12 protein-coding genes are annotated in these 14,538 nt (G+C 70.2%); 9 read left to right on the top strand and 3 right to left on the bottom strand.

The window, feature by feature from the left end; all coding sequences use genetic code 11:
• Positions 1-33: 33 nt before the first annotated feature.
• Genes ACWGJB_RS00375 through ACWGJB_RS00360 form a run of 4 tightly spaced genes read left to right on the top strand, consistent with a single transcriptional unit; the run spans position 34 to position 4,382 of the window.
• Complete coding sequence (locus ACWGJB_RS00375; protein WP_453378073.1) at positions 34-1,131, top strand: enolase C-terminal domain-like protein; 1,098 nt, start codon at positions 34-36, stop codon at positions 1,129-1,131.
• Positions 1,132-1,156: 25 nt separating this feature from the next.
• Positions 1,157-2,542 carry an ABC transporter substrate-binding protein gene (locus ACWGJB_RS00370; RefSeq protein ID WP_453378072.1) on the top strand — a complete coding sequence of 462 codons (1,386 nt, stop codon included), beginning with the start codon at positions 1,157-1,159 and terminating at the stop codon, positions 2,540-2,542.
• Positions 2,539-3,471: a carbohydrate ABC transporter permease gene (locus ACWGJB_RS00365; protein ID WP_453378071.1), complete on the top strand. Its 933-nt coding sequence runs from the start codon at positions 2,539-2,541 to the stop codon at positions 3,469-3,471. Before ACWGJB_RS00370 ends, ACWGJB_RS00365 begins: the two co-directional genes overlap by 4 nt.
• Positions 3,468-4,382: a carbohydrate ABC transporter permease gene (locus ACWGJB_RS00360; protein ID WP_453378070.1), complete on the top strand. Its 915-nt coding sequence runs from the start codon at positions 3,468-3,470 to the stop codon at positions 4,380-4,382. Before ACWGJB_RS00365 ends, ACWGJB_RS00360 begins: the two co-directional genes overlap by 4 nt.
• 123 nt (positions 4,383-4,505) lie before the next feature.
• On the opposite strand, the gene ACWGJB_RS00355 is transcribed toward ACWGJB_RS00360, so the two are convergent.
• On the bottom strand, positions 4,506-5,390 hold the full coding sequence (locus ACWGJB_RS00355; RefSeq protein WP_453378069.1) for a LysR family transcriptional regulator: 885 nt from the start codon (positions 5,388-5,390) through the stop codon (positions 4,506-4,508).
• Positions 5,391-5,509: 119 nt separating this feature from the next.
• Between ACWGJB_RS00355 and ACWGJB_RS00350 the strand changes: the two genes are divergently transcribed.
• The 5 genes from ACWGJB_RS00350 to ACWGJB_RS00330 all read left to right on the top strand — a co-directional run bounded on the left by ACWGJB_RS00350 (position 5,510) and on the right by ACWGJB_RS00330 (position 10,825).
• A complete protein-coding gene (locus tag ACWGJB_RS00350) occupies positions 5,510-6,181 on the top strand; it encodes a succinate dehydrogenase (protein WP_453378565.1) in 672 nt (223 codons plus the stop codon).
• Positions 6,182-6,183: 2 nt separating this feature from the next.
• The gene (locus ACWGJB_RS00345) at positions 6,184-8,133 is read left to right on the top strand and encodes a fumarate reductase/succinate dehydrogenase flavoprotein subunit (protein WP_453378068.1); all 1,950 of its coding nucleotides are present in this window, start codon (positions 6,184-6,186) and stop codon (positions 8,131-8,133) included.
• Positions 8,130-8,879 carry a succinate dehydrogenase/fumarate reductase iron-sulfur subunit gene (locus ACWGJB_RS00340; protein WP_453378067.1) on the top strand — a complete coding sequence of 250 codons (750 nt, stop codon included), beginning with the start codon at positions 8,130-8,132 and terminating at the stop codon, positions 8,877-8,879. The genes ACWGJB_RS00345 and ACWGJB_RS00340 overlap by 4 nt, the downstream gene beginning before the upstream one ends.
• Positions 8,880-9,188: 309 nt before the next feature.
• Complete coding sequence (locus ACWGJB_RS00335; RefSeq protein ID WP_384471716.1) at positions 9,189-9,962, top strand: GNAT family N-acetyltransferase; 774 nt, start codon at positions 9,189-9,191, stop codon at positions 9,960-9,962.
• Positions 9,962-10,825 carry a lysophospholipid acyltransferase family protein gene (locus tag ACWGJB_RS00330; RefSeq protein ID WP_453378066.1) on the top strand — a complete coding sequence of 288 codons (864 nt, stop codon included), beginning with the start codon at positions 9,962-9,964 and terminating at the stop codon, positions 10,823-10,825. The genes ACWGJB_RS00335 and ACWGJB_RS00330 overlap by 1 nt, the downstream gene beginning before the upstream one ends.
• Here the strand turns inward: ACWGJB_RS00330 and ACWGJB_RS00325 are convergent.
• Both ACWGJB_RS00325 and ACWGJB_RS00320 read right to left on the bottom strand, forming a co-directional pair.
• Positions 10,780-12,156, bottom strand: coding sequence for a DUF3500 domain-containing protein (locus ACWGJB_RS00325; RefSeq protein WP_453378065.1), 1,377 nt, complete (start codon positions 12,154-12,156; stop codon positions 10,780-10,782). The genes ACWGJB_RS00330 and ACWGJB_RS00325 overlap by 46 nt on opposite strands.
• A 40-nt stretch (positions 12,157-12,196) precedes the next feature.
• Positions 12,197-14,536 carry an ATP-binding cassette domain-containing protein gene (locus ACWGJB_RS00320; RefSeq protein WP_453378064.1) on the bottom strand — a complete coding sequence of 780 codons (2,340 nt, stop codon included), beginning with the start codon at positions 14,534-14,536 and terminating at the stop codon, positions 12,197-12,199.
• Positions 14,537-14,538: the final 2 nt, after the last annotated feature.

Below are 14,538 nucleotides of genomic sequence, written 5' to 3'. Positions count from 1 at the left end.
GCCGTCCCCGCACCCACAGAAACGAAAGCCAGGATGAAGATCACCCATGTCGAAGTACACCGGATCGACGTTCCGGCGGCCAGCCCGCCCTTCCGCTGGCGGGACGGTCTGAGCGGCAGCGCTCCGGTCGGCGACGGCGCGGTGCTGCGCATCGGCACGGATGAGGGGGCCGAGGGGGTGGCCCTGTTCGCCCGCCCGGGAGCCTTCACCACGCTCACCGAACTGGTGGACCGGGTCTTCCGCGAGGAACTGGTCGGGGCCGACCCGTTCCAGCGGGAGTGGCTGTGGCACCGGGTGTGGGAGCTGGACCGTATCCACGAACTCCCGCTCCCCACCCTGGGCCTGATCGACATCGCCCTGTGGGACCTGGCCGGCCGCTACCACGGCCAGCCGGTCTGGCGGCTGCTCGGCGGCTTCCGCGAATCCATCCCCGCCTACGCCTCGACGTCGACGTTCGCCACCACCGAGGAGTTCCTCGACGTCGCCGACCAGTGCCTGGACCTCGGCTACCGGGGCATCAAACTGCACGCCTGGGGCGACGCCCGCCGGGACGCCGCGCTCTGCCTGGCCCTGCGCGCGCACGTCGGCCCGGACGTGCCCCTGATGTACGACGGCTCGGCGGGCTTCGACCTGCCCGACGCGATCCGCCTCGGGCGGGCCCTCTCCGAGGCCGACTACCTCTGGTACGAGGAGCCGATGCGCGAGTTCAGCGTCTCCGCCTACCGGCAGCTCGCCGCGGCCGTGGACGTCCCGCTGCTGGTCGCCGAGACCTCCGACGGGGCCCACATGAACTCCGCCGACTTCATCCGGGCCGGCGCCGCCACCTTCGGCGTCCGGGCCGGCACCACCCTGCGGGGCGGCATCACCGGCGCCATGCGCACCGCCCACCTCGCCGACGCCTACCGGCTCCGCGCCGAGGTGCACGGTTCGGACATCCCCAACCACCACCTGTGCATGGCCATCTCCAACACCACCTACTACGAGTCCCTGGTGACCGCGACCACGGTCGTACGCGAGCGCCACGTGGACGAGCGGGGGCTGGTGCACGCCCCCACCACACCCGGCATCGCCCTTCCCCTCGACTTCGGCTACGGCAGCGAACTCCTGCCGTTCGTCGAACAGCCGCGCTGACCTGCAAGAACAGAAAGGCAAGACGATGAGGTCTTCCGAGTCCCCGAGAGCGGGCCGACACCGCACCGCTCTGCGCACCGCGGCCGCCGCGCTCTCCCTGTCCACCGCGGCGCTGCTGGCGGGCTGCGCCAGCGCCGACACCACCGCCCAGTCCTCCTCCGGCCAGTCGACCTTCAAGCCGGCCACGCAGCAGGACGACTCGCAGATCACGGTGTGGGCGGACTCGACCCGCCTGCCGTCGGTGCAGAAGTACCAGAAGGCCCACCCGGACGTGAAGATGGACATCGTCACGTACGACGGCGGCGCCGACGGCTCGACCTACCTCCAGTCCAAGGTGCAGCTCTTCGACCGGACCGGCAGCGGCTGGCCCGACGTGGTGTTCGGCTCGCCCACCGACGTCACCTGGGCCTCCGAGCCGACCAAACCGGGCGTGCAGCCGTTCGCCGCCCCGCTGGACGACAAGCTCGTCCCGCAGAGCACGCTGAAAGGCTTCGCCAAGGGCTCCCTGACCCCCTGCCAGTTCAACGGCCACACCTACTGCCTGCGCAACGACATCGCACAGGTCGTCCTCTGGTACAACAAGTCCCTCATGGACAAGTGGGGTTACCAGGTCCCCACCACGTGGGAGGCGTACGAGGCCCTGGGCAAGAAGGTGGCCGAGGAGCACCCCGGCTACCTCGTCGGCTCGGTCGGCGATACCAACTCCCACGAGTCGTACTTCTGGTCAGGCCAGTGCCCGGCGTTCGACCTGGTGAAGCCGGACACCCTGCGCACCGACCTCCAGGACCCGGACTGCACCCGCACGGCCAAGCTCCTGGACGGCCTGATCGACGCCAAGGCCGTCACCACCAAGGGCTTCTTCAGCCAGGGCTTCGCCAAGGAGAGCGGCGGCAAGGTCCTGATGGCCTACGGCCCGTCCTGGTACGGCCAGTACCTCTTCAAGGCGGCCTTCCACACCCCGGCCGGGCAGATCGCCGCGGCACCCCCGCTCACCTGGGCGGGGGAGACGAAGGCGGCCACCGGCAACGTCGGCGGCGGCGTGTGGATGGTGTCCTCGCACAGCGCCAACCTCAAGGCCTCCACGGACCTGGTCACCTGGCTGACCACGTCCGACGAGAACCAGGCGTCCGCGCCCACCTACCCCGCCTACACCAAGGCCGCGCAGGCGTGGCTGAAGAACCCCGCCAACAGCGGCTACTTCGCCGCCGACGTAAGCGAGGCGTTCGAGCAGGCCGCGAACGAGGTGTGGACCGGCTGGTCGAACACCAAGTTCTCGGACGCCACCGCCTGGTCCAGTGTCGTCCTGCCCGCGCTGACCGCTGGAAAGAGTCTGACCGACACGCTGCCGGCCTGGCAGAAGGAGATCGGCAACGAGGCGAAGGCGCACGGATACAAGGTGGCGGACCAGTGACCCTGCTGGAGACCGAGCGCGTCGCCGTCTCCCCGCTGCGCCGCGGCACCCCGCCGCGGCGCAGCGGCCGCGGCCGCGCGGGCTACTGGTTCGTCGCCGGCTACGCGCTGCTGCTGCTCGCCTTCGGCATCGTCCCGACCGCCTACTCCTTCTACCTGGCGTTCACCAACGACCGGGGCCAGTTCACCGGCCTGAACCAGTTCGTCAAGGTGGTCCAGGACTACCGCTTCGGGCCCGCCTTCACCCACATGCTGATCTACCTGCTGCTGTGGCTGGCCGCGCTCGTGGTCCTGGTCGTCCTGGTCGCCGTGATCCTGCGCAGCCGGATCCGCCCCGGCACCTCCGCCCTCTTCCGCTTCCTCTACTACATCCCCGGCGCCCTCGCCGGCGTGGCCAGCGTCCTGGTCTGGCTGTTCATGCTGGATCCCGACGTCAGCCCGGTGTCCTGGCTGCTGAAGAGCATGGGCATGCAGACCTTCGCGGCCGTCCTCGCCCCCGCCGACCTGCCGCTGATCCTCATGCTCATCGCCTTCTGGACCGGCGCGGGCGGCTGGATGGTGGTGATGTACGGGGCGCTCAACAACATCCCCGACGAGGTCCTCGAAGCGGCCCGGATGGACGGCGCGGGCCCCTGGCGGACCGCCTGGCACATCCAGATCCCGATGATCCGGCAGTGGATCGTCTACATGACCATCATGGCGTTCGCCACCGGCACCCAGCTGTTCGTCGAACCCCAACTGCTCCAGACGGCCAGCCTCGGCCGGGTCAGCCCCACCTGGTCGCCCAACCAGCTGGCCTACGTGTACGCCTTCCAGCAAGGCGACTTCAACGGCGCCGCCGCCATCTCCGTCGTCCTGCTCGCCGTGGGACTCCTGGCCGCGGGCCTGCTGGTCGCCCGCTCGAACCTGTTCAAGTTGGATGAGTCATGACGCAATCAGCTCTCTCCCCGGCAGCGGCGACCCGGCGCGTCCGGCCGACCCGGGCCCTCTCCTTCCTGATCGTGGCCCTCCTGCTGGCCCTCCTCCTCGTGTTCTTCGTCCTGCCGGTGATCTGGCTGCTGCTCGCCCCGTCCAAGACGGCGGGGGAGGTGGTCCGGGACAATCCTCTGGCCTTCGGCTCGTTCGGGCAGATCGGTGCGGCCTGGCGTCATCTCTTCGCCTTCCAGGACGGCGCGATGCTCACCTGGCTGCGCAACTCAGCGATCTACTCGGGCGGTTCACTCGTCCTGACCCTCGCTGTCAGCGTGCCGGCCGGCTACGCCCTGGCCCTGACGAAGTTCAGGGGCCGCAAGACCCTGCTGGTGATCACCCTCGTCACCATGATCATGCCGCAGGCCACCCTGGTCCTGCCGATCTTCCTGGAGCTCAACCGCTTCCATCTGATCGGCACCGTCTGGTCGGTGATCCTGCCCTTCTCCTTCTACCCGTTCGGCGTGTACCTCGTGTACATCTACTTCGGCAGCAGCCTGCCCAGGGACCTGCTGTCGGCGGCGCGGATCGACGGCTGCACCGAATGGCAGCTCTTCTCGCGCATCGCGCTGCCGCTGGCGAAGCCGGTGATCGGCCTGGTCGCGTTCTTCAGCTTCGTAGGCAACTGGAACAACTTCTTCCTCCCCTACCTGGTCCTCCCGAACAGCAAGCAGTTCCCCGTCCAGGTGGGCCTGAACCAACTCCTCACCTCCACCCCGTCGTTCAACCCGGTGGCCGGCGCGGGCCTGAACATCACGATCCCCGAACTGGCCCTGGCGATCATCATCGCGATCCTGCCGGTCCTGGTTCTGTTCCTCTTCTCCCAGCGCACCTTGGTATCGGGGATGCTCGCGGGAGCGACAAAGGAATGAGCGGTACCGAGAAAGGCGCGGCACCTACGGCGCCCCTTCAGGGGCGCGGGGAACTGCGCGACCAGCCACAACGAGCCAGCAGTCCCGAACGGCGATCAACCAGAACGGCGTCCATGGGCACTCTCACCTCTCCAACAGCATCCTCTGCAACTCCCTGGCCGCCCGAGGCGGCGCCACATCACTCCGGTGCGCCAAAGCGATCGTCCGATGCAACCCCGGCCGAGCCAGCGGAGTGACCCGCAACCCCCGCCCCGAACGAGCGGCAACCATCCGAGGCACCACGGCCACCCCGAGCCCCGCCCGCACAAACCCCAGCACCGCGTCCATCTCACCCCCCTCAACAGCGAAACCCGGCTCGAACCCGGCGGAGCGGCACGCCGCGACGGTCAGCTCCCGCAGGTCGTAGCCGTGCCGGAACATCACCAGCCGCTCCCCCTCCAGGTCGGAGATCTTCACCCCGCCCCGCCCCCGTCCGGGCGCCGTCGCCTCGGGCGAGGACACCACCACCAGGTCCTCCCGCAACAGCTCCACCGTGGTCAGCGCGGGCGACGCCGGCGGCAGCGGCAGCACGATCAGCGCCAGGTCCAGTGCCCCGCGCGCCAGCTCCCGTACCAGGTCGTGGGAGCCGCTCTCCTCGATCAGCAGCTGGATGCCGGGGTAGCGGTCGTGGAAGCCTCGCAGCACGTCCGGCAGCAACCCGGTGCACAGACTCGGCGTCGCCCCCAGCCGCACCCGCCCGCTCCGCAGCTGCACCAGCTCCTGGACCTCGTGGCGGGCGGTGTCCGCGTCCGCCAGGATCCGCCGGGCCAGCGGCAGCAGGGCCTCGCCCGCGTCGGTGAGCGTGATGTTGCCCCTGGCCCGCAGGAAGAGATCTGCCCCCAGCTCCCGCTCCAACGCCCTGATCTGCTGGGACAGCGACGGCTGGGCGACATGGACCAGCTCGGCGGCCCGGGTGAAGTGCCGGGTCTCGGCGACGGCGACAAAGTACTGAAGCTGCTGGAACTGCATGGTGACACGATAGCTTCTGGCTATGGAATCGAGCTGGACCATGTCTTGGACCGATCGGGTGTCCGGGCTCTACCGTCCTGAACATGGCTCTGGCAACGCGGACGGACCGACGGCCGTCCATGGCACGCACGATGTGGGACAGCTCCGTCGGCAAGAAGACCGTGATGGCCGTCAGCGGCCTGATCATGCTGCTCTACCTGGTCGTGCACATGATCGGCAACCTGAAGATCTACTTCGGGGCGGGCGAATTCAACCATTACGCCCACTGGCTGCGCACCGTCGGTGAACCGTTCATGCACTACGAGTGGACGCTCTGGCTCATCCGGATCGTCCTGGTCGTCGCCGTGGTCGCGCACGCCACGTCCGCGTACCAGCTCAGCCGCCGTGACATCAAGGCGCGCCCGACGAAGTACGTCCACAGCAGGCCCCGGGCCAGCTACGCGACCCGCACCATGCGCTGGGGCGGGATCATCCTCGCCCTGTTCATCGTCTGGCACATCCTCGACCTGACCACCGGCACCGTGCACTCGGGCGGCTTCCAGGAGGGCCACCCGTACCAGAACGTCGTGGACACCTTCTCCACCTGGTACGGCAACGTCATCTACATCGTCGCGATGCTCGCGCTGGGGCTGCACGTCCGGCACGGCTTCTGGAGCGCCGCGCAGACCCTCGGCGCCGGCAGCCGCACCCGCGACCGAGCCCTCAAGGCCACGGCCGACGTCCTCGCGCTGCTGCTCACGGCCGGCTTCATCGCCGTACCCGTGGGCGTCATGACCGGAGTGGTGAGCTGAACATGACCGACTACGTGAACTACCCGACCGGCGAAGCCGTCGTCGACGGCAAGGCCCCCTCCGGCCCCGTCAACGAGCGCTGGGACAAGCGCCGTTTCGAGGCCAAGCTGGTCAACCCCGCCAACCGGCGCAAGCACACCGTGATCGTCGTAGGCACCGGTCTCGCGGGCGGCTCCGCCGGGGCCACGCTCGCCGAACAGGGCTACCACGTCGTCCAGTTCTGCTACCAGGACTCCCCGCGCCGCGCCCACTCCATCGCCGCGCAGGGCGGTATCAACGCGGCGAAGAACTACCGCAACGACGGCGACTCCGTCCACCGGCTGTTCTACGACACCGTCAAGGGCGGCGACTTCCGGGCCCGGGAGTCCAACGTCCACCGGCTCGCACAGATCTCCGTCGAGATCATCGACCAGTGCGTGGCCCAGGGTGTGCCGTTCGCCCGCGAGTACGGCGGTCTGCTCGACACCCGGTCCTTCGGCGGTGTCCAGGTGTCCCGTACCTTCTACGCCCGCGGGCAAACCGGGCAGCAGCTGCTCCTCGGTGCCTACCAGGCGCTCAGCCGGCAGATCGCCGCGGGGAACGTGGAGATGCATCCGCGTACCGAGATGCTCGACGTGATCGTGGTCGACGGACGGGCGCGCGGGATCGTGGCCAGGGACCTCATCACCGGTCGCATCGACACGTACTTCGCCGACGCCGTCGTCCTCGCCAGCGGTGGCTACGGCAACGTCTTCTACCTGTCGACGAACGCCATGAACTCCAACGCCACCGCCGTCTGGCGGGCGCACCGGCGCGGCGCCTACTTCGCCAACCCGTGCTTCACCCAGATCCACCCCACCTGCATCCCGCGCACCGGCGACCACCAGTCCAAGCTCACCCTGATGAGCGAGTCGCTGCGCAACGACGGCCGGATCTGGGTGCCCAAGGCCAAGGGCGACACCCGGCCCGCGAACCAGATCCCCGAGGACGAGCGCGACTACTACCTGGAGCGCATCTACCCGTCCTTCGGCAACCTGGTCCCACGCGACATCGCCTCCCGCGCCGCGAAGAACGTCTGCGACGAGGGGCGGGGCGTCGGCCCCGGCGGGCAGGGCGTCTACCTCGACTTCGCCGACGCCATCGCGCGGATGGGGCGCAAGGCCGTGGAGGCCAAGTACGGCAACCTCTTCGACATGTACCAGCGGATCACCGACGAGGATCCGTACCAGGTGCCGATGCGGATCTACCCCGCCGTGCACTACACGATGGGCGGGCTGTGGGTCGACTACGACCTCCAGACCACCGTCCCCGGGCTGTTCGCGGTCGGCGAGGCCAACTTCTCCGACCACGGGGCGAACCGGCTCGGCGCGAGTGCGCTGATGCAGGGCCTGGCCGACGGCTACTTCGTGCTGCCGGCCACCATCAACGACTACCTCGCCCGCCACCCCCACCAGGAGGCGGTGACGGCCGAACACCCCGTCGTACAGGAGGTGCTGGCCGAGACGGAGGACCGGCTGAACCTGCTGCTCTCCGTCGACGGCGACCGCACCCCCGACTCCTTCCACCGTGAACTCGGCGAACTGATGTGGGAGTTCTGCGGTATGGCCCGGACGGACGCGGGGCTGCGCAAGGCGCTCGAACGCATTCCGCAGATCCGCGAGGAGTTCTGGCGGCGGATCAAGGTGCCCGGGACCGGCGAGGAGTTCAACCAGTCCCTGGAGAAGGCCAACCGCATCGTCGACTACCTGGAGCTGGCCGAGCTGATGTGCCTCGACGCGCTGCACCGCGCCGAGTCCTGCGGCGGCCATTTCCGGGAGGAGTCCCAGACCCCGGACGGCGAAGCCGCCCGCCGGGACGACGAGTTCTCCTACGCGGCCGCCTGGGAGTTCACCGGCACCGGGGACGCCCCGGTCCTGCACAAGGAAGACCTGGTCTTCGAGTACGTCCACCCCACCCAGCGGAGCTACGCATGAAGCTCACCCTGCGCGTCTGGCGGCAGAAGAACGCCGACGCCGACGGCGCGATGTCCACCTACGAGGTGGACGGCATCTCGTCGGACATGTCCTTCCTGGAGATGCTCGACACCCTCAACGAGGAACTGATCCTCAACGGCGAGGACCCGGTCGCCTTCGACCACGACTGCCGTGAGGGGATCTGCGGCGCGTGCTCCCTGGTGATCAACGGGGACGCGCACGGTCCGGAGCGGACCACCACCTGCCAGCTGCACATGCGGTCCTTCAAGGACGGCGACACGATCGACATCGAGCCGTGGCGGGCGTCCGCGTTCCCGGTCGTCAAGGACCTGGTGGTCGACCGGTCCGCGTTCGACCGGATCATCCAGGCCGGTGGCTACATCACCGCACCGACCGGCGCCGCGCCGGAGGCGCACGCCACGGCGGTGCCGAAGGCCGACGCCGACTTCGCGTTCGAGCACGCGGAGTGCATCGGGTGCGGGGCGTGCGTGGCGGCCTGCCCCAACGGAGCGGCGATGCTGTTCACGTCCGCCAAGATCAACCATCTGAACGTGCTGCCCCAGGGGGCGCCCGAGCGGGAGACGCGGGTGCTGGACATGGTGGCGCAGATGGACGACGAGGGCTTCGGCGGGTGCACGCTGACGGGGGAGTGCGCGACGGCCTGCCCGAAGGGCATTCCGCTGGTGTCCATCACGAGCATGAACAAGGAGTGGCTGCGGGCCACCCGGAAGGCGGGAAAGCGGTAGCGCCGTCGGAGGCGCGTAAATGAACGTTCGCCGACAAGTGCGGACGGACGGGGCCGGGGCTGGTGCTCCCCGGCCCCGTTTCGCCGTTCACCGACCGCCGTGCCGGGGGCGCGCAACGGCCCGGCCGGGTCACGGTAGCGTTGCTTCAACGCGTCCATCAGGACACGCGCGGGGGTGAGTCACCCACCGAATCCCGGCATTCAGCAGCCGCACATCCACGGGTCCCGCGCACGTCACGCCGAGTCCAGCCTGCCAAGGAAGAAAGCAGGTGCAGATTTCCTCAGCTACCGCTCGGCGCAGGAGACCTCCATGACCGCCATGCCCGCCTCACCCCCTGCTCTCGCCGCCCCGCCCGGGGACTCCGGCTATCTGGTGCAGCTCGCCCGTGACGAGGACGACGTCCGGGCCGCGCAGCGGCTGCGCTACCAGGTGTTCGCCGGAGAGATGGGCGCCCGGCTCGACGGGCCTGAACCGGGGCTGGACGTGGACGCCTTCGACGCGTTCTGCGACCACCTCCTGATCCGGGAAGCCCTGACCGGCGAGGTCGTCGGCACCTACCGACTGCTGCCGCCCGAGCGCGCCGCCGTCGCCGGCCGCCTCTACTCCGAGGGCGAGTTCGACCTGAGCCCGCTCGCCGGCATCCGCTCCGGACTGGTCGAGGTCGGCCGGTCCTGCGTGCACCCCGCCCACCGCGACGGCGCCGTGATCGGTCTCATCTGGGCCGGCATAGCCCGGTACATGGTGGACCGCGGCCACGAGTGGCTGGCCGGCTGCTGCTCCGTCCCGCTCGCCGACGGCGGCGCCCTCGCCGCCGCCGCCTGGGAGCGGGTACAGGCCAAGCACCTCGCCCCGGAGGAGCTGCGGGTACGACCGCTGCGCCCGTGGGTGCCCGAGGGGCCGGCCCCGGAGGGCCGTACCGAACTGCCCGCGCTGCTCCGCGGCTACCTGCGCCTCGGCGCCTGGGTGTGCGGCGAGCCCGCGCACGACCCCGACTTCGGGGTCGCCGACATGTACGTCCTGCTGTCGATGCGCCGGGTCAACGCGCGCTATCTGCGGCACTTCCTCTCGCTCGTCCCGGCCTGATGAGCGTCTGGCTGCCCAGCGCGCCGTGCACCCCCGGCGCGTGCGTGGAGTCCGCGGGGTCCCTCACGGTGCTGCCCCGCGCCGTGCTGCGGTTCGCCGCGGTCGTGGCCCTGATGCTGGTCGCGATCGTGCTGCTGCCGCTCGGCGGGCGGATTCCCACCGAGTGGGTGCGGCGGTTCTCCCGGCTGGTCGTCCGGGCCGCCGGGGTCCGGGTCCGGACCACCGGCAGTGCCCAGGGCACCGGTGGGCTGCTCCTTGTCGCCAACCACATCTCCTGGATGGACATCCCGCTGCTGGCCGCCGTACGGCCCGCGCGGATGCTCGCCAAGAAGGAGATCCGCGAGTGGCCGGTGGCCGGCGCGCTGGTGGCCGGCGCCGGGGCCCTGTTCATCGACCGTGACCGGCTGCGCGCGCTGCCGGACACGGTCGGCCACATCTCGGGCGCGCTGCGGGAGGGCGCCGCGGTGGTCGCCTTCCCCGAGGGCAGCACCTGGTGCGGCCGCGCCCAGGGCCGGTTCCGCCGGGCCGTGTTCCAGGCCGCCCTGGACGCCGGCGCGCCCGTGCAGCCGGTGCGGCTGCACTACCGGCTGGAAGCAGGCGAGGCCAGCACCGTGCCCGCCTACGTCGGCGAGGACACGCTGCTGGCCTCCCTGTGGCGAGTGGTGTCGACCCGTGGCCTGGTGGCCGAGGTGGACATACGGCCGCTGATACCGGCCGGCCGCCACCCGGACCGTCGCACCCTCGCCCGCGCCGCCCAGCCGGTGACCCACGGGCCGGCCTGGACGCACGCGGCTCTGGTGAGCCCCGGCAAGGACTCTCAGTGGTCGGTCTCCAAGTGGAGCTTGAGCAGGTCGACCCCGTAGTCGCCGCCGTTGGGCGTGCGGATGATGGTGTGGATGTGCTGCTGGGTCGGCGTGCCGCCCGGACCGTCCATGGCACCGCCGCCCGGCCGGCCGCCGGTGGGCATCCCGGTGGGCTGCCCCGACGGCCGGCCCCCTGAAGGCTGCCCTCCGCTGCCGGTCTTGGTGCCGTAGGCGAGCGGCGACTGGGCGTCGTACTCGATGAGGACGACGGGGCTGTGCACCCGGTAGTAGAAGGCCGAGGTGTCCTTGGTCGCGCCCAGCCAGTAGAAGTACGTCTGGTCCAGGTGTTCCTTCACCTCCTTCATCCTCACCCCGGCGTGGCCGTCGTCCATGTAACCGACGTAGACGCCGACCAGGTCGAGGAGCTTGTCCCGCTGGGCCGAGGTGAGCTCGGAGCCGGGCAGCCCCTGGTAGGCGAGCTTGAGGTTGTCGGCGCCGGCGCCCGCCTTCATGTCGGTGCCGGACTTGCCGACCTCGGCGTCGATCACCTTGTCCCGCTGGGCCGAGGTGAGGGAGCGGAGCAGGGCCAGACCGGCCTTCGTCTCCGGCTTGAAGAGGGTGATCTTCTCGTCCTGGTAGGTGGCCGAGGTCGGCTCCGAGCCCATGAAGGTCGGCGTCATCACGACCTGGTCGCCCAGCACGAAGTAGTTGATCGCCACATGGTGGCCCTCGTACTGGAAACCCCACGGCTTGCTGGTGGACGGGGTGCCCATGAAGGTGAAGAAGTAGGCGCCCTCGGTGAGCGTCGCCCGGTTGCCGCCGTTGTAGTCGCCCAGGAACGCGTTCAGCTTCATGATGTTGCGGGTCTGGGTGAGCCCCTTCGCGGACAGCGCGGCGCCGAGCAGCGCATAGCCCAGCTCCCGCTTCGCGTCCGTGATGTCGCCCAGCCGGACGCCCTTGCGCTCGTAGCCGTCGACGTTGCTCCAGGCGAGCCACTCGTCGTCGTCCACGTCGAAGGTGCACGAGGTGCGCTCCTTCTGGCTGAGACCGTCGAGGAAGGCCTGCGCGGCCTTGACGACCCTGTCCGTGGAGACGTCGGTGGAGTGGACCGAGTACAGGCCGTCGACGACCTTGCCGTCCGTGGTGAGCCCTACGAAGTCCTGGTACTTGACCTCGGACTGGCCGGGGCCCATGCCGCCGGCCCCGGCGGGGCCGCCGGAGGGCATGCCGACGGTGGGGGCGCCGGAGGCCGAACTCGACGGGTCGGACGAGCCGTTGGAGCAGCCGGTCATGGTCGTCAGCGCGGCGGCACCGCCGGCGAGCAACGCCTTGTTCATGAACCAGCGGCGGGTGCCCTCGGCTTCGGGGGTGCGGGGGTGGTGTCCATGCATACGCCCAAAATCCAGGGGCAACCTGAACCGTTCCTGAAGATCATCGCGAGCGGGACCGGGAGAGATAGGGCCCCGTGACACTGCCCTCGGCCCGTGCGACCTCGGCCGGCCGGCCCGCCGCGACGATCCGGCCGCCCCGGTCCCCGCCGCCCGGCCCCAGGTCGATCACCCAGTCCGCGCCCGCCACCACCGCCATGTCGTGCTCGACCACCACGACCGTGTGCCCGGCGTCCACCAGCCCGTGCAACTGGCGCATCAGCACCTCGACGTCGGCCGGATGCAGGCCCGTCGTCGGCTCGTCGAGGAGGTAGAGGGTGTGCCCGCGCCGACCACGCTGCAACTCGCTGGCCAGCTTGATCCGTTGGGCCTCACCACCGGACAACTCGGTGGCGGGCTGCCCCAGTCGCAGATAGCCGAGCCCCACGTCGAGCAGGGTGCGCAGGCTGCGCGCCACGGCCGGGGTGTCCGCGAAGAACTCCGCCGCGCTCTCCACGGTCAGGTCCAGCACCTCGGCGATGTTCCGTCTCCGGTAGGGCACTTCGAGCGTCTCGGGGTTGTAGCGCGCTCCGCCGCAGTCCGGGCAGGGCGTGTAGGTACTGGGCAGGAACAGCAGCTCCACGCTGACGAAACCCTCGCCCTGACAGGTCTCGCAGCGCCCTCCGGTCACATTGAAGGAGAACCGTCCCGCGCCGTAACCACGCTCCCGCGCCTGGTCGGTGGCCGCGAACACCTTCCGTACGACGTCGAACAGGCCGGTGTAGGTGGCCAGGTTGGAACGCGGGGTGCGGCCAATCGGCTTCTGGTCGACGGAGACCAGGCGGCCGACCCCGTCCAGCTCCTCGGTGATCTCGCCGATCAGGGTCGACTTGCCCGAGCCGGAGACCCCGGTGACGGCGGTGAGGACACCGAGCGGGAACTCGGCGGTGACCGCGCGCAGGTTGTGCCGGGTGACCGGGCCGACCTTCAACCACCCGGAGGCAGAGCGGAGTCGACGGGCCGGAGCGGGCTCCGTCGCGAACAGGTAGCGGGCGGTGGCGGACTCCGCGATCTCGGCCAGCTGTGCCACCGGCCCGCTGTGCAGCACCCGGCCGCCGTGCTCACCGGCGCCCGGGCCCACCTCGACCAGCCAGTCGGCGCCGCGCACCACGTCCAGGTGGTGCTCCACCACGAACACCGAGTTCCCGGCCGCCTTCAGACGAGCCAGCACCGTCAGCAGCGCCTCGGTGTCCGCCGGGTGCAGGCCGGCCGACGGCTCGTCCAGGACGTAGACGACACCGAACAGCCCGGAGCGCAACTGCGTGGCCAGACGCAGGCGTTGGAGTTCGCCCGCGGAGAGCGTCGGAGTCGCCCGGTCCAGGCTCAGATAGCCGAGGCCGAGTTCGACGACCGGGGCGATGCGGGAGGTGAGGTCTTCGGTGAGCACCCGCGCGGTCTCCGTCGAGGGGGCGCCGTCGAGCAGTCCGGCGAGCTCGGTCAGGGGCAGGGCCGCCAGATCGGCGATCGTACGGCCCCCGAAGGTCACCGCGAGTGCCTCGGGCCGCAGCCTGCTGCCGCCGCACACCGGACAGGGCGCGCTGCTCAGGAACCGTTCCGCCTTCGCCCGCAGAGCCGGGCTCCTGGAGTCCGAGAAGGTCTTCATGACGTACCGGCGGGCGCTCATGTACGTTCCCTGGTACGGCCGTTGGATGCGGTCGGCGTCCCGGACCGGGTGCACGGTGACCACCGGCTGCTCGTCCGTGAACAGGATCCACTCCCGCTCCTCGGCGGGCAGTTCGCGCCAGGGCCGGTCCACGTCGTGGCCGAGCGCGTCGAGCACGTCCCGCAGGTTCTTGCCCTGCCAGGCGCCCGGCCAGGCGGCGATCGCGCCGTCCCGGATCGACAGCGACGGGTCGGGGACCAGCGACTCCTCGGTCGTCCGGTGGACCCGGCCCAGGCCGTGGCACTCCGGGCAGGCGCCGACCGCCGTGTTGGGGGAGAACGCGTCGGAATCGAGCCGCTCCGCGCCCGGCGGATAGTCCCCGGCACGCGAGAAGAGCATGCGCAGGGAGTTGGAGAGGTTGGTGAGCGTCCCCACCGAGGAGCGGGAGGTGGGGGCCGAGCGGCGCTGCTGGAGCGAGACCGCGGGCGGCAGCCCGCTGATCTCACCGACCTTCGGCGCCCCCACCTGGTGGATCAGCCTGCGCGCGTACGGCGCGACCGACTCGAAGTAGCGCCGCTGGGCCTCGGCGTAGATCGTGCCGAACGCCAGGGACGACTTCCCCGAGCCGGACACACCGGTGAAGACGGCCAGCACGTCCCGCGGGATGTCCACGTCGACACCCCTGAGGTTGTGCTCACGGGCGCCACGAACGCGGACATACGCATCGTGGGCGCTGTGCATCG

This window comes from Streptomyces sp. NPDC054813 (genome assembly GCF_053611365.1).
The sequence above is the reverse complement of the archived record's forward strand: the minus strand, read 5'-3'. Positions and strand labels throughout refer to the sequence as shown.